Source organism: Streptomyces sp. NTH33 (genome assembly GCF_003236365.1).
In the GTDB taxonomy this organism is placed as follows: domain Bacteria; phylum Actinomycetota; class Actinomycetes; order Streptomycetales; family Streptomycetaceae; genus Streptomyces.
In genome coordinates this window covers 1-15,888 of the sequence record NZ_POTZ01000006.1, presented here as the reverse complement: position 1 = coordinate 15,888, position 15,888 = coordinate 1, and the positions used below count along the sequence as shown (strand labels likewise).

11 protein-coding genes and 1 pseudogene are annotated in these 15,888 nt (G+C 71.3%); 11 read left to right on the top strand and 1 reads right to left on the bottom strand.

Features of this window, described 5'->3' with window-relative positions; translation table 11 throughout:
• Positions 1-73: 73 nt before the first annotated feature.
• From C1I97_RS01280 to C1I97_RS01260, 5 genes are all read left to right on the top strand, one after another.
• Positions 74-286: an MbtH family protein gene (locus C1I97_RS01280; protein ID WP_111001356.1), complete on the top strand. Its 213-nt coding sequence runs from the start codon at positions 74-76 to the stop codon at positions 284-286.
• Entirely contained in the window at positions 283-1,038 is a 756-nt protein-coding gene (locus C1I97_RS01275; RefSeq protein WP_181446505.1) for a thioesterase II family protein, read from the top strand. The genes C1I97_RS01280 and C1I97_RS01275 overlap by 4 nt, the downstream gene beginning before the upstream one ends.
• Before the next feature lie 119 nt (positions 1,039-1,157).
• Positions 1,158-4,679 (top strand): non-ribosomal peptide synthetase, encoded by a 3,522-nt coding sequence (locus C1I97_RS01270; protein ID WP_111001354.1) that lies wholly within the window; start codon positions 1,158-1,160, stop codon positions 4,677-4,679.
• Complete coding sequence (locus C1I97_RS01265; protein ID WP_146608129.1) at positions 4,676-6,559, top strand: CocE/NonD family hydrolase; 1,884 nt, start codon at positions 4,676-4,678, stop codon at positions 6,557-6,559. Before C1I97_RS01270 ends, C1I97_RS01265 begins: the two co-directional genes overlap by 4 nt.
• A 42-nt stretch (positions 6,560-6,601) precedes the next feature.
• Positions 6,602-7,339, top strand: a complete 738-nt coding sequence (locus C1I97_RS01260) for a hypothetical protein (RefSeq protein WP_146608128.1) — start codon at positions 6,602-6,604, stop codon at positions 7,337-7,339.
• A 19-nt stretch (positions 7,340-7,358) separates the two neighbouring features.
• Here C1I97_RS01260 and C1I97_RS01255 read toward each other — a convergent pair.
• Positions 7,359-8,362: pseudogene (locus tag C1I97_RS01255) on the bottom strand (IS5 family transposase).
• 172 nt (positions 8,363-8,534) lie between these two features.
• On the opposite strand from C1I97_RS01255, the gene C1I97_RS01250 reads away from it, so the two are divergent.
• The 6 genes from C1I97_RS01250 to C1I97_RS01225 all read left to right on the top strand — a co-directional run.
• Positions 8,535-9,674: a cytochrome P450 gene (locus C1I97_RS01250; protein WP_258382364.1), complete on the top strand. Its 1,140-nt coding sequence runs from the start codon at positions 8,535-8,537 to the stop codon at positions 9,672-9,674.
• Between the two features lie 54 nt (positions 9,675-9,728).
• Entirely contained in the window at positions 9,729-11,486 is a 1,758-nt protein-coding gene (locus tag C1I97_RS01245; protein ID WP_146608127.1) for a non-ribosomal peptide synthetase, read from the top strand.
• A gap of 3 nt (positions 11,487-11,489) precedes the next feature.
• Positions 11,490-12,911, top strand: a complete 1,422-nt coding sequence (locus tag C1I97_RS01240) for an amino acid adenylation domain-containing protein (RefSeq protein ID WP_111001348.1) — start codon at positions 11,490-11,492, stop codon at positions 12,909-12,911.
• An 8-nt stretch (positions 12,912-12,919) separates the two neighbouring features.
• Positions 12,920-13,876: an alpha/beta fold hydrolase gene (locus tag C1I97_RS01235; RefSeq protein ID WP_181446504.1), complete on the top strand. Its 957-nt coding sequence runs from the start codon at positions 12,920-12,922 to the stop codon at positions 13,874-13,876.
• A gap of 46 nt (positions 13,877-13,922) precedes the next feature.
• Positions 13,923-15,086 carry an acyl-CoA dehydrogenase family protein gene (locus C1I97_RS01230; RefSeq protein WP_111001371.1) on the top strand — a complete coding sequence of 388 codons (1,164 nt, stop codon included), beginning with the start codon at positions 13,923-13,925 and terminating at the stop codon, positions 15,084-15,086.
• Positions 15,087-15,168: 82 nt separating this feature from the next.
• Positions 15,169-15,888: condensation domain-containing protein (locus C1I97_RS01225; protein ID WP_220040763.1), on the top strand; the 720-nt coding region annotated here is incomplete at its 3' end.

Sequence of the window (15,888 nt, the reverse complement as noted above, 5' to 3'; positions counted from 1 at the left end):
CGCGGCACATCGCGTTTGCAGACACGAGTTCGATGCCCGGTGGGATCCGGGTCGGTCCAGGAGGAAGTGACAGATGGACGAGCACGACGAGGACGAGTACACCGTGCTGGTGAACGCCGAGGAGCAGTACTCGATCTGGCGGACGGCCCTGGCACTGCCCGAGGGCTGGCGGGAAGTCGGCAAACGAGGTGGGAAGGGCGACTGCCTCGCGTATGTGGACGAGACATGGACCGACCTGCGGCCCTTGACCCTGCGCCGGCAGATGGCCGACGGGACGACCTCGTGAGCGAGCTGGTCAGGCCGCTCGTCAGCCGCCCCCACGCGACCCAGAGGCTGTTCTGCTTTCCCTATGCCGGCGGTGGCATCTCGGTGTTCCGCGGGTGGGCCGCCGCACTTCCGGACGAAGTCGAGCCGTGGGCGATCCAGCTGCCCGGGCGTGAGGACCGCATCGGCACGCCTCCTTTCCAGCGCATGAGCGATGTCCTCAACGCGCTGGTGCCGGCGATCATCCCCCGACTCGACCGCCCGTTCGCCTTCTTCGGGCACAGCATGGGAGCGGTCGTCGCTCTGGAGCTGGCGCGCACCCTGGGCCGCCTGGAATCAGGATCGCCGGAGTGGCTCTTCGTGTCGGGCCGGGTGCCTCCCCAGGCGATGGAGGCGGCGGATCCGCCGCTGCACCAGCGGTCCGACGCGGAACTCGTCGAGCTGCTCCGCAGCTGGCGGGCCACCCCCGAGGCCGTGCTGGCGGACCGCGAGCTGATGGCGCTGCTCCTTCCCGTGGTCCGTGCGGACCTCGCCGTCATCGAGACCCACACGTTCACCGGCGGCGCGCCGCTCGGCTGTCCGATCACGGCGTTCGGCGGTACCGAGGACAACGCCGCCCCCTCGGTTCTGGAGCGGTGGGGCGAACTGACGGACAACCGGTTCGACCTGCGCATGTTTCCGGGCGGCCACTTCTTCGTGAACTCGGCTCGCGAGGCCGTGGTCGCCGCGGTGGCCGCGGGGCTCGTTCAGGCCGCCGCCGCGCGCGTCGGCTGACGCCACGGGGCCCGCGGATCCTCCGCGGGCCGCCCGTCCCTCTTCTGCGCATTGCCCTGGCGAGCCCTCGCAATGCGGCTTTCCGTGCCTTCCTGACTGATGGGACTTGGTGGAACGACATGACTCTGCAGACCGGGGCCGAACCGAACGACGGCCGGCCAGTCGCCTCCGTGGTGGATGTCGTCTCGGCGACGTGGGCCGCTGTCCTGCGGACCGGAACCCCGGAGCCGGACGCCAACTTCTTCGCACTGGGCGGGAACTCGCTCCAGGGAGCCCGGGTGATCAGCAGGCTCCGCGAGGAGCTCGGCGTTCAGATCCCCCTCTACGTCCTCTTCGAGCACCAGACGGTGGGTGAACTCGCCGCAGCCGTCGAGGCCCTCGGGACGCCGGCCTCCGCCGCCGCGCCGACCATCGAGCCCCTGGAGCAGCGGGCCGACGGGGTGTTCCACGCCCCGACGTCCTTCGTGCAGCAGCGCATGTGGGTGGAGGAGCACATCCAGGGGCCCAGCTCCCGGTACAGCATCCCCTCGGCCATCGAGATCGAGGGACCGCTCGACGTCGAGGCCCTGGAAGAAGCCGTTCGGTCGCTGGTGGAACGGCACGAGGTCTTCCGCACCACCATCCGCGCCGTGGACGGTGTTCCCCAGCAGGTCGTGGCACCGGACTCGGACGTGGCCCTGCATACTGTCGACCTGCGCCCGGAGCCGGCGGACCAGCGCGAGCAGATCCTGCTGGACCGGCTGGCCGCGTCCGCCCGGCGTCCCTTCGACATCGAGCGCGGTCCACTGCTCCGGGTGGAGCTCTACCGGCTGGACGAGGACTGGCACGTCCTCCTGATCAACCTGCACCACATCATCACGGACGTCCGCTCCTTCGAGCTCGCCGTGTCCGAGCTGCTCAGGCTGTACTCGCGGAAGAGCGACCCGTCCGCCGGGGCGCGGCAGCCGTCGGTGCAGTACGCGGACTACGCCGCGTGGCAGCGCCGCACCATCGGTGATGCGGCGGTGGACGACCAGCTGGAGTACTGGAAGGAGCAGTTGCGGGCACCGCTGCCGGTCCTCGACCTGCCCACCGACATGCCCTACCGGGACACCTCCTCCGGACGGGGCGCCTCGGTGACGGTCGAGCTGCCCCGGGCGGTCTCGCGCCGCCTGCGGGAGCTGTCCAGGGAACACGACAGCACACCCTTCATGACGCTGCTCGCGCTGCTCAACGTCCTGATGCACAGGTACAGCGGCCAGAGCGACATCGTGATCGGCACACCGAGCGCCAACCGCGATCTGCCCGAGCTGGAAGGGATGCTCGGATGCTTCCTGAACACGCTCGCGATCCGCAGTGACCTGTCCGGTGACCCGACTCTTACGGAGCTCCTCCACCGAGTGCGTGAGACGGCCCTGGCCGCGTACGCCCACCAGGACGTGCCGTACGAGCGTGTGGTCAACGCCGTCACCGTGGACCGGTCCGCCCGCCAGGGCCTGTTCCGCGTGATGCTGGCCTTCCAGCACGAGATCCCGGTTCCGGACCTGCCCGGGATCACGGTGAGCGACGTGGACCTCGGCCTCGAAGCGGTCAAGTTCGACCTGGTGTTCGCCGTGACGGAGACCGAGTTCACCTACCGGGTGTCCTTGGAGTACGACAGCGACCTCTTCGTCGAGGACACGGCCTGGCGCATCCTGGACCACCTGGGCGTCCTGGCCGCCGACGCCGTGGCCGCTCCCGGGAAGCGGGTCTCGGAGCTCACCGTCCTGCCGGAGGAGGAGCGGCGCCGGATCGCGAAGTGGTCGGCCTCGGCCCACGGCCCGTACGCCACGGACCTGTTCCTGCACCGCCTCTTCGAGGAACAGGCGCGCAGGACGCCCGACGCGCCGGCCGTGGAGAGCGGCACGGACGTGCTGACCTACCGGGAGCTGGATGCCCTCGCCGACCGGCTGGCGGCTGAGCTCGCGGGCCGCGGCATCGGCACCGACGACCTCGTCGGACTGTGCGCGGAGCCCTCCCTGGAACTGATGGTGGGCATCCTCGGCATCATCAAGGCGGGTGCCGGCTACGTACCGCTCGACCCCATCGCGCCCGCCGACCGCATGGCGTACGTCGTGGCCGACAGTGGTATGAAGGTCCTGGTCGCCACTCCTGCGCTGCGGGAACAGCTGCCGGCCGAGGTCGTCGCCGGTGTGGACGTGACGACCGTGGACGCGAAGGCGCCCGGGCAGCACGGAGCCGTGCCGGACACGCGTCGGCAGCCCCCCGTCGAGGTCGACTCCTCGCAGCTCGTCTACCTCATGTACACCTCCGGGACCACCGGCCGGCCCAAGGGCGTCGGCCTTCCGCACCGGGCGATCACGCCGTGGATCCAGTGGGCGCAGGACATCCGGCCGATCGGCCCGGGCGTCCGCGTGGTGCACAACCTCTTCTACCACTTCGACTGGTCGGTCGAGCAGATGTTCCACGCCCTGACGAGCGGTGCGTGCCTCGTCATGCTGCCCGGCGAGCTGCGGGCCGACCCGGCGGCCACGGCGCGGTTCATCGACGAGCGCGCGATCAACATGCTCTACCTGACTCCGACCCAGATGCGCGGCATCGCGGACACGGGCATATCCATGCCCTCCCTGCGTCACGTGTCCATGGGCGGCGAGAACCTGGACGCCGAACTGGTCGCACGGACCCGGAAGGTGGTGTCCGGTGACTGCGAGATCTGGAACGAGTACGGGCCGACGGAGACGGCCGGCGCCGCGCTGGTCGGCCGGATGGGCGACGAGCCCCTGGAGCGCACCTCCATGCCCCTGGGCGAGCTGATCGCCAACGCCACCTGCTCGGTCGTGGACCGCTGGGAGAACCCCCAGCCGATCGGCGTGCCGGGTGAGCTGTGGATCGGCGGTGACGGGGTGGCACGGGGATACCGCAACCTGCCGGGCCTGACCGCGGAGCGCTTCACCGCCGACCCGTCGAACCCGGGGCGCCGGCTGTACCGCACCGGCGACCTCGTCAGGTGGCTGCCGAACGGTGAGATGGAGTTCCTCGGACGTGTCGACAGCCAGGTGAAGATCCGCGGTGTGCGCGTCGAGCTGGAGGAGATCGAGTCGGTGCTGCGCGCCCATCCCGACGTCGCGAACGCGGTCGCCGTGCTGGAGCCCGATCAGCGTCTCGTCGCCTATCTGGAGTCCGCCCCCGGAGCGAGCCCCGACGAGGGTTCGGTACGTGCCCACCTGGCTCCGAAGCTGCCCATCGTCATGCAGCCCTCGGTCTTCGTCTGGCTGGAGTCGATACCCTCCTCGGCGACGGGCAAGGTCGACCGCTCCCGGCTGCCGCGGCCCGCTGCGGCACCGGCTCCGGCGCAACCCGCGGCCGTGCCGCCGTCCACCGCGATGGAGCACCTGGTCGCGGCGGTGTGGACGGAGGTCCTGCGACAGGACGTCCGCAGCGTCGAAGCCGACTTCTTCGAGATCGGGGGCGATTCGTTCTCCCTGCTCTCCGTCGTCAACGCCCTCCGCAAGGAGCTCGCCCTCGACATCCCGGTGCGTGCCGTCGTCGACAGCCCGACGGTCGCCGGGCTCGCCGCCTACCTCGAATCCCTGCGCTGGGCGCTCCGGTCCCAGGTATCGGCTGTCGACACCGGCGGTGAGCGCGAGGTGGGCGAGCTGTGACGGCAACCGCACGAGGCGTGGTCGACCTCCTGCTGGAGATGCGCTCGCTGAACATCGTCCTGTGGGCGGAGGAGGGAAGACTGCGCTTCGACGCACCGGCCGGGGTGATGACGGACGCGATCCGTGCCGAACTGGTCGCCCGCAAGGGCGAGATCGTGGCCTTCCTGGCGGACGCCGACATCGCGGAGCGCTCGACGGTACGGATCACGATGCGCGACGGCATCCGCCTGGCCGCCGACGTGTTCCGGCCCCGACGGCGCGGCGCGGTCGTCGAGGAGCCCCTGCCGGTGCTCTGGTGCCACGAACGGTACCGGCGGGCCGAGACGGTGGAGGGCGGTGTTCTCACCAAACTCGACTCCCAGCCCTGGCTGAAGGAGATGCTGCGGAACGAGTACGTGGTCGTCGTCGTCGACTCGCGCGGCAGCGGCGCCTCGGAGGGGACCCGGCGGATCGAGTTCAGCCACGAGGAGGCGGAGGACGCCTTCGAGGTGACCGAGTGGATCGCGGCCCAACCCTGGTCGAGCGGCCGCGTCGGCATGTACGGCCTCTCCTACTCGGGGATCAACCAGCTCCTGGCGGCGGCCACGGCACCGCCCCACCTCACGGCGATCCTGCCGCAGATGGCGATGTTCGACCTGTACGAGTTCCTCCGTCCGGGCGGTGTCTTCCGCGACGACTTCGCCCGCAACTGGAGCGACCTGGTGCGTGGGCTGGACACCCGGGCAGGGGCCGCCGGTACCGGCGAGGGCCCGGAGGGTCCGGCGGGCTACCTGGCGGGCCACCAGGGGAACGCGGACGTCTTCGGCCAGGCGGCGGCGCTGGAGTTCCGTGACAGCGTCGAGCCGGTCACCGGCCTGGCTCCCTACCGGGACGTCAGTCCGGCGACCTCGCGTGACGCGGTGAGCGCATCGGGCATCCCGGTATGCCACCTGGGCGGCTGGCACGACATCTGGGCGCGCGACACCACGCTGTGGTTCCGCAACCTGGACAACCCGCAGCGCATGGTGATCGGTCCGTGGAGCCACAACAACTGGAAGAACGAGGACCTGGCCCGCGAACACCTCCGCTGGTACGACCACTGGCTGAAGGGCGTCGACAACGGGGTCATGGCCGAGCCGCCGGTGCGGTACTTCACCATGGGAGCGGGAGCGGCGACCGGATGGAAGACGGCCGACACCTGGCCGCCGTCCGCGGCGCGCCCCCAGGAGCTGTCCTTCGGCGGCGGGTCCAGCGGCACCATCCGGTCCGTCAACGACGGAGTGCTGGCGGGGGCCGGGACGCCAGCCGGCGGAACGGATGCCGACGATGACGGGGACGCGTACACGGTCGACTACTCCACGACGTCCGGCCCCACCACCCGCTGGTCGGACGGGTACGCGGGCGGGTTCCACTACGACCTCACCCCGAACGACCGCAAGGCCCTGACCTACACGTCGGCGGTGCTGTCCGAGGACCTGGAGGTGACGGGCCACCCCCTCGTGCATCTGTGGGTGACCTCGACCCATCCGGACGGTGCCTTCTTCGTCCACCTCAGCGAGGTGGACGAGCGGGGGGAGTCCCACTACGTGACCGAGGGCGTCCTGCGGGCTTCGTACCGGGGGAGTGGTCCGGCACCCTTCGACAGGATGGGGCTGCCCTACCAGCCGGGGACGCGGGACGCGCTCACGCCGTTGCCCCCGGGTGAGCCCGTCGAACTGGTCATCGACCTCCACCCGACGTCCTACGCCTTCTCGGCGGGCAGGCGGCTGCGCGTCAGCATCACCTGCTGCGACCGGGACAACGCGCAGGTGGAGGAAATCACCCCCGCCCCCGTCATCACGGTCCACCGCGGCGCGCGCCACCCGTCCCGCGTGGTCCTGCCCGTCGTGCCGAGGGCTTGACCGAACATCCCCGGCGCGTCGAAGCACCAGAAAGGTAATGCCTTGCCTGCACACCAGTACCGGGTCGTGGGGGTCGAGTTCGGGAAGGAGACCCCGCTCCGCTCCTTCGCGACGCTGCTCCCACCGCCCTGGCGGGACGGCTACCACCGCATCGACCTGCTCACCCACCCGGACATCCGCCGGACCGTGCGGACCGTCGAGGAGCAGGCCGAGTACTGGGCACGCCGACTGGGCCCGGAGCCGGGCCCGGCCGTGGTGCTGGGCTACTGCTCCGGAGCCGGAGTCGCGTCCGAGCTGGCGGCGAGGATGGGGGCGGACACCACCCTGGTCCTGGTCGACCCGGCCGCCCCCACGGCGGGAGAGGCCCAGGAACTGCTGGCCGAACTCGCCACGGGAATGGACGAGGACCTCCTCCCGGGTGACGTGCCGGACATCCTGGGCCACGGTCCGGCGGAGGCACTGGCCGTGATCAGTGACTTCCTGCGCTCGGTCGTCGAACGGTGTGCCCCGGACCTGCCGTCCGACATCGCCGACTCGCTCACCGAGCACCAGCGCGCCTGGCTGAGCTACACCCTGGCCGCGGGGACCCACGGTGGCGTCCTGAGGGACGGACCCGACCACGTCCTGCTCAGCGAAGCCGCGGCCTGGGAGCACACCGGCAGCGCCCGGGTGCACCGGTTCCCCGTCGGCGAGGTGGAGCTGTTCACCTCCGAGGAGGCCATGGCGGTGATCGCCGGCGTGCTCGACGGGAGGACCGCGACGACGCGCTCAGGCGTCTAGGGAGCGTATCTAGTTGTGATCAAGGGCTGGCTCGCGTGAGGTCCTTGATCCAGATCATGGCGGCGCGGAGATGGAGGCCGGCGCGGTAGCTGCCCGGGGTCTTGTCGTAGCGGGTTGCGATGCCTCGCCAGGCCTTCATCTTGGTGATCGTTCGCTCGACGGTGTTCCTCTCCCTGTAGAGGCCGGCGTCGTGACTGACGGGTCGGCCGCCCCGGGAGCCCTTTTTCTTCCGGTTGGCCGCCTGGTCCCTCTTCTCGGGGATGACCGACTTGATGCCGCGTCTGCGCAGGTAGGCGCGATTGCCCCGGGACGAGTAGGCCTTGTCCCCGGCGACCGCGTCGGGCCGGGTGCGGGGACGGCCGACAGGCCCGCGCACCCGCACCTTCTTCAGGACGGGGATGAACTGCGGGCTGTCCGCCGCCTGCCCCGCGGTCAGCAGGAGAGCCAGGGGGCGGCACTTCCGGTCGGCGGCGAGATGAACCTTGCTGGTCTGGCCGCCCCTGGAGTGACCGAGGAGGGCGGCCTTCAGCCGGAGTTTGTGCCGGCGCCGGAGGCGTCGTCGTTCCTCCCGCTCGACGGTGTTTCTGCAGTGCTGCCCGTCTTGTCCCTGCGGGCCGCCCCTTTTGTCCGGGCCTTCGCCTCATCGGCCGCGGCCTTCTCCAACGCGGTCATGGTCTCCCCGTCGAGGTGCATCCCGGCGGCGTCGTGATGGGCCCGGGCAGTGGTGGAGTCCACGCTGACCAGGGACAGGTCCACCTCGCCCCGCTTCGCGGCCTCGGCGATGGCACCTTCCAGCAGGGCTTCGAAGGCGCCGGCGTCCCTCCACTGCCGGAACCGGTTGCCGACCGTCGGCCACGCGCCGAACTCGGCCGGCATCTCCCGCCGCTGCCCACCTGTCTTGAACCGCCAGATCACGCCCTCGAACTGCTGCCGCAGCCGCTCGGGGTACGGGCCGTACGCGCCGACCGGCAGGTACGGCTCGATGAACTCCCACTCCGCGTCTGTGAGTTGCACTCGCGACATGCAAGAAGATCTACCGGCCCAGGCCCCGCCGAGAGGGCGAATCCCGCAAATTGATCACGACTCGATACGCGCCCTGGTCCCCAGCCCACCCCCTACCACGCAGAGGCGGCAAACCATGGACCCCACTTGTCCCTACGGGCGAGAACAGGGAGCCATGCCGGTGGATCCGTGCATGGACTACATAGCCCTCCGGGGTACCGGGACGATCAGGCGGGACGACGACCTGGGCGTCTGGATCGTCACGGGCTTCCGCGAAGTGTCCGAGCTGCTGCGCAGTCCGGCGCTGTCCTCGGCATGGCCGGAGCGCGGCAGGACGCGGCTGCACGGCGAACAGTCGGAGACGGAGGGTGTCATGCGCACCGCCGACATCGTCCGGCGCTGGTTCATGTTCAATGACGCCCCGCGCCACCAGCTCCTGCGGGGCCTGATGGCTCCCCTGTTCTCGGCCGGACGGGTGGCCGGACTCCGGCCCTTCGTCGAGCGGACCGTCGGGGAGCTCCTCGACGGCGTGCCGGACCGGATCGACGTGGTCGGCGGGCTGTCGGAGCCGCTGGCCGCCCGGGTCGTGTGCCGGGTGATCGGGCTCCCGCAGGAGGTGGCCCCCCGGATCGCCGCCTGGGCCCTGGACATCGCGGCCCTGCTGGTGGCCGACTACCTTCCCCGGGTCGTCGAGCGGGGGACGAAGGCCCTTCAGGAGATCGAGGGCGTCGTGGCGGAGACCCTCCGTTCCTCGCAGGTGCCGGCCGGGAGCGCCCTCGACGTCCTGGAGCGCGCTCACCAGGAGGGCCTGATCGAGGAACCAGACATCGCCGCGACGGCCAGCCTGCTGGTCTTCGCGGGTTTCGACACCACGTCCACCTTCATCGGCAAGGCGGTGCGCGCCCTCGTGCACACCGGCCGGTGGAAGGACGCGCGTACGGAGCACCTCACCCCGGTGATCGACGAACTCCTGCGCTTCGACACTTCGGTGCAGCAGGTCGCCCGGATCGCCGTCGCACCCGTGGAATGCGCGGGGCACCGGATCGAGCCGGGCGAGCTGGTCCTGCTCATGCTGGGTGTCGCCAATCGTGACGACGAGGTGTTCCCGGCGCCGGACACCCTGGACACGGAGCGGCGTACCGCCCGGCACCTCGCGTTCGGCTACGGCGCGCACTACTGCCTGGGCTCGGGTCTGGCCAGGCTCGAAGCCGGCGCGGCGTTGACCGGCCTCGTCGAGCGCTTCGGTGAAGCCGAGCTGGCCGAACCCCCCGTACTGCGCCCTCACTACGGCGTGGCCGTGCTGGAACACCTCTGGCTGCGCGTGCGTCGCTGACCCCGGTACCGGACCCGGACGAACGCCCCCGCAAGCCGTCGAACAGGAGAGACTGTGATTGCGAAATCCGCCCCGGCCACCGTGCCGCAGTGGCTGCAGCAGAGAGCGGAGCTCGCTCCCGACCACGTGGCCGTCATGGTCGCCGACACGCGTGCCGTGACGGCGCAGCTGACGTACCGGCAGCTGTGGGAGGCCGCCGGGGAGGTGGCCGGGCGGCTGTCCGCCCTGCCGGGATTCCGCGCCGGAGTCCTGGTCGCGACCCGGTTCCCCCGCGGGGCGGGCGGCCTCGTCGCCCAGCTCGGTGCCTGGCGGGCGGGAGCGGCCTACCTGCCCCTGGACCCGGCCCTGCCCGAGGCGCGCCGCCAGGCGATCCTCGGCGACGCCCGTCCCTTCGCCGTCCTGTCACCCGGCGGGACCGCACCCGCGGGCATCGCGGTGGAACCGTCGGCCGCCGGCCCGCATGAGCCGGAGGCGCTCGATCCGAACGCGGCGTACGTGATCTACACCTCGGGTTCGACGGGGACGCCCAAGGGGATCGAGGTCGGCCACGCGAGTCTCGCGAACCTGACCGCATGGCATCGGGAGACCTACGGGACGGGACCGGAGCACCGCGTCGGCGCCTTCGCGGGCCTGGGCTTCGACGCCACCGTGTGGGAGACGTGGTCGGTGCTCGCGAGCGGGGCGACGCTGCTGCTCCCCGAAGGGGTCGCGACCGCGGACATCCACAGTGTGTGCGAGTTCCTGGACCGCTGGGCGGTCGACCAGTGCTTCCTCAGCACTCCGCTGGCGGAGCAGCTCCTCCAACTGCCGACGCCGCCCCGCTCGCTGAAGGTTCTGACCACCGGCGGCGACAAGCTGCGCGTCCGCCCCCGCCCGGACTTCCCGGCGGCGGTCTTCAACCACTACGGTCCGACGGAGGCGACCGTGGTGACGACGGCCAGCGGCGATCTCCGCCGGCCGGCGCGGCACGGGGCGCCGGTGATCGGGCGTCCCATTCGCGGGGCCGAGGTGCTCCTCGTCTCCGACGACGGCAGCACCGTCGAGGAACCCTCCGTCCCGGGCGAGCTGCTCATCGGCGGAGAGGTCCTGGCCATCGGCTACCTGCGCGACGAGCCGATGACGCGGAAGCTGTTCTCCTACCGCCCGGACGGAAGTCGTTGGTACTCCTCCGGCGATCTCTGCCGCTGGACGCCGGACGGCGAACTGGAGTTCGTGGGACGCCGTGACCTCCAGGTCAGCATCCGCGGCCACCGCGTCGAGCCGGCCGAGGTCGAGCAGGCCGTCCTCGGCGTCACGGGTGTCGGCATGGCCGCGGTCGTCGCGAGGGAGACCGACGACGGAAGTGAGCTGGTCGGCTGCTACTGCGGAACGGCCGAGGCGGAGACGGTCCGTGATGAGCTGGCCCGGTCCCTCCCCGGCTACATGGTCCCCGTCGAACTGCGCAGGCTGGACGGGATCCCCCTCAACGCCAACGGAAAGATCGACCGCGGCCGTCTCCTGGAGCTGGTGGAGTCCGGTGCGCCGTCGAACCCGGTGTCCGGGCCCGCGGACCGGATGGGCGCGGAAGCCGGGGCCGGCGCGAGCACGGCGGAGCGGGTCGCCGGAATCTGGTCCGAGGTGCTCGGCCGCACTCCCGCAGCCGATGACGACTTCTTCCTGATCGGCGGCCACTCCCTCAAGGCGGCCCGGGTCCTGGCCATGACCCGCAAGGAGTTCGGGATCCCCCTGGCGCTCGAGGTGATGTTCACCCGTTCGGTCTTCTCGGACTTCGTCGAGTGCGTGGCCGAGCAGCTCCGGATCAAGGAGGGCTGAGCGATGACCACGGTGTGGGATCTGGTGAGCGAGCAGGCCCGGCGCACTCCTGACGCGCAGGCCGCCGTCGGCGAGCGCGTGCACACCTACCGGGACCTCGTGCGGAGCGTCGACCTCCTCGCCGCCGCCCTCCGCGAGGCGGTGCCGGCGGGGTCCTGGCTGGCAGTGGAGACCGCCAGTCCGGTGAGCGGTGCGGTGGCCCTGCTCGCCGGCGCGCGAGTCGGTTGCGCGCTCGTCCCCCTGAACCTCGACAGCCCGACGGCCCACCGCGAGCTCGTGCTGGAGGACGCCCGCCCCGTCGCGGTGCTCCGGTCGGCGGATGAAGGCGCTTTCACGGTCGAGCACCTCGACCGCGAGGGCGCGGAGGCCCTGGACGACCGCGGCCCGAGCGATGCGGCCTATGTGATGTACACGTCAGGTTCGAGCGGTCGCCCCAAGGGCGTCGTCGTCTCCCATTCCGCATTGGCCTCGTGTCTCCAGGCGCTCGCGGAAGTACCGGGCCTGCGGGCGGGCGAGACCATCCTGGCGATGACGGCCCTGTCCTTCGACATCTCGCTGGCCGAGATGCTGGTGCCGCTGATCGTCGGAGCCAGGTTCGTCGTCGTACCGGGCGAGGTGAGGGCCGACCCCGAGCTCTTCGAGGAGTTCACCGGCCTCCACAAGCCCGATGTGGTCCAGGCGACGCCGAGCTTCTGGCGGCTGCTCCTGGCGGCCGGCGAGACCGCTGCCGCCCACCGCTTCCGCATCTGGTGCGGTGGTGAGCCGCTCACCGCGCCCCTCGCCGAGTCGCTGCTCGGCCGGAGCACGGAGCTCTGGAACCTGTACGGGCCGACCGAAGCGACCATCTGGGCCACCGCCGCGCGGATCGAGCGTCCCGACGCCATCTCCCTGGGACGGCCCCTGAGGGGTGTGGGCTGGTACCTGGATCAAGGGGAGATCATCCTCTACGGTGATCACCTGGCGACCGGCTATCACGGCCGGGCCGATCTGACCGCCGAGTGCTTCTCCGTCCGGGACACGCCCGAGGGTCCGCGGCGCACCTACCGCACCGGGGACCGCGCCCGCCCGGCTCCGGACGGCTCGTTCCAGTACCTGGGGCGAGCCGACGGACAGATCAAGCTCCGCGGCCACCGCATCGAACTCGGTGAGGTGGAATCCGTACTGGAGGAGCACGCGGAGATCACGGAAGCCGTGGCCCTCGTGCGCGATCCCGACCGGGCGGAGCGTGCCCTGATCGCCGCCTACGTGGTGTCCTCCGGCGATCTGACGGCCGCAGAGGTGAGCGCGTGGACGCGTACCCGGCTTCCTGCCGCCTACTGCCCCGGCAAGGTCCACGTGGTGCGGTCGCTCCCGAGGACCACCTCCGGGAAGGTCGACCGGAACGCCCTGGCCAGCCCCGCCTTCCTGGAAAGCCGCACGATATGAAGACCGATGTGAGCGAGCGCCGCGCAGCGGTCCTCAGGGCCTGGCGCGCCACGCTCGAAGCCGAACCCGCCTCCGACGACGAGAACTTCTTCGAAGCCGGGGGGAATTCGATCCTGGTCGTGGAGCTCCAGCGCAGGCTCTCCGCGGAGCTCGGCCACCGCGTGCCGCTGAGGCAGCTGCACGACCATCCGACCGTCGCCGGCCTCGTCGGCCTCGACGTTCCGTCCCCGGCCGAGACCCCCGCCCCGTTCGGTCCGCAGGCCCTGACGCTCTACTGCCTTCCCTACGCCGGGGCATCGGCGCGGATCTACGACCCCTGGCGCACCAAGCTGCCCGACACGGTGAACGTGGTACCGCTGGAGCTTCCCGGCCGGGGCTCCCGGTGGTCCCAGCGCCCGCAGTCCCGGCTGCCCGGGCTCCTGGAGGACCTCGCCGGTGCGATGGACGAAGCGCGTCGGGCTCCTTACGCCGTGTTCGGCCACAGCTTCGGCGGGATCCTGGCCTACGAGCTCGTGCGGCACGTGATGGGCCAGGGGTACCCGCCGCCCGTTCGCCTGCTCATCTCGGCATGCCCCGCTCCGCATCTCGCGACCCCGCGGGAGAGCACGCACGACCTCTCGGACGAGGAGTTCACCGAGCGGCTGCGGAAGCTGCGCGGGACGCCGGAGGAACTGCTGGAGAACGAGGAGCTCATGGAGCTCTACCTTCCGACGATCCGGGCGGACTACACGATCCTGGACGCCTATCGGGCGCCCCGCACCGCTCCCCTCGGCTGCCCCGTCACGGCGTTCTGCGGCGCCGACGACCACGAGGCCGGAAGGGAGCAGATGGCCCACTGGGCCGCTTACGGCGACGGAGCGGTCGACATCGAGGAAGTCACGGGGGACCACTTCTTCCTCCGGGACTCCGAGGACGAGTTCCTGGAGAAGCTCGTCCCGCACCTCCGCCCCGCCCGCCACAGGTGACGCAACAGCCCGCGAGGGCTCCGGTATCAAGCACGAGGACATGCAGATGATCAGTCGACTCACACTGGAACAGCGCGAGAAGTGGGCCTCCTTCCGCGAGTTCGCCGACACGACGGTGGCACCCAAGGCCGAGGCCGCGGACACACAACAGGCCATGCCGCGGACGCTCGTCAAGAGCCTGGGCCGGGAGGGCTGGATATCCTCGCTCCTCCCCGCCGAGTGGGGAGGCTCGTCGCTGGACCTGCTCAGCTACGGCCTGATGGCCGAGGAGATGGGCCGTACCTGCCAGAACGTGCGCAACTTCGTGGCATGTGCCGACATGGTGTCGCACTCCCTCTGGAAGTGGGGCACCGCCGCACAGCGCGAGAAGTGGCTCGGGCCCATCGCGGCGGGCGGGGCCGTCGCCGCCTTCGCGCTCACCGAACCGAACGTCGGAAGCGATGCCAAGGGCGTCGAGACGGTGGTGACGGCGGACGGGGACGGCTACGTCATCCGCGGCCGCAAGAAGTGGATCAGCTTCGCCGAAATCGCCGACGTCTACCTGGTGTTCGCCCAGTACGAGGGACGGCACACCGCGTTCCTCGTGGAGCGCGACACCCCCGGCCTGGCCGTCGAGCCGATCCGCGGCCTGCTCGGCCTGCGGGGCTCCGCGCTGGCCGAGGTCGTCTTCGACGACTGCCGTCTGCCGGCGGGTTCGATGGTGGGCCACCCTGGTTCCGGGCTCGCGTTCGTGGCCTCCACCGCCCTGGACATCGGCCGGTACAGCACGGCATGGGGTTGTGTCGGCCTGGCCCAGGCGTGCCTCGACGCCGCCACCCGCCACGCGCAGGACCGCATCCAGTACGACACACCGATCATCGACCACCAGCTCGTGCAGCGCATGCTCGCCGACATGGTGGCCGGCTCCCGGGCGGCACGGCTGCTGTGCTGGGAGGCCGGGGCCGCCAAGGAGCAGGGCGCCTTCGACGCCGTGAACCAGACCCTCATGGCCAAGTACTTCGCCTCGACCACCGCCAACCGCGTCGCGGCCGACGCCGTCCAGATCCTCGGCGCCCAGGGCATCGGGCCGGACGCACCCGTCGGGCGGCTGTTCCGGGACGCCAAGGTCATGGAGATCATCGAAGGGACGAGCCAGCTCCACCAGTCGATGCTCGGCCGCTGGAGCGCTCAGATCCAGCACCCGGCCGCCGGGGGTGCGCGCGCCTCCTGAGCCGCGCCGGCCCCGGCCTCCGGGGTGCACGGCCACCTCCCGAAGCCAGCGCGTCCACCTCACGACCCATAAGGCAGTCCTGATGACGTCCCATCCTCATTCCCGGACCGGGCCGACCGGCCCCGGGCACGAACGCCCACGGACGCCCGGCGAGCCGACCGGGCCCGCTGCGCCGCCCGCACCCCTCACTCCGGCCCAGCAGCAGACCTGGCTGCTCGGCATGCTCGCACCGGGCCGCACCGCCACCCACGTGTCCGCCGGTCTCGGGCTGGCCGGAGATACGGACCGGCCGGCGCTCCTGGAGGCACTGCGCGGGGCCGCTGCCGCCCACCTGTCACCCGGCGCGCGCTTCACCATGTCCGGCGGGACGCCCGTGCGCCTTTCTGCGGACCCGGTGGAACTGCCGGTCCAGTACTCCGACGTGAGCGGCCTCGACGAGGACGAACGGAGCCGCCGGATGCGGGAGGCGTCGGCCGAAGCGCTCCGCGCTCCCTTCGCCCCGGAGAGCGGCCCGCTCTCCCGCGCCCTGCTCATCCGGAGCGGGCCCGGCGAACACCGCCTCCTCCTCGTGGCGCACCGGCTGGTCGCGGACCACTCCCTCCTCGAGCAGGTCCTGCGGGACATGGCGGCCGCCTACGGGGCCCTGATCGGGAAGGGGGCCGCGTCGGAGACCCCCTCGCACGCGGCCCGTGAGGCATCGGGCGCCGGGGGCCGCCCGGTGGACCAGGTCCCGGCCCCGTCTTCCGCCGAGCCGGCGGACCGTCCGGCCGAGCTGCCGCCGGTCCCCGAGCTCCCCCTGGAC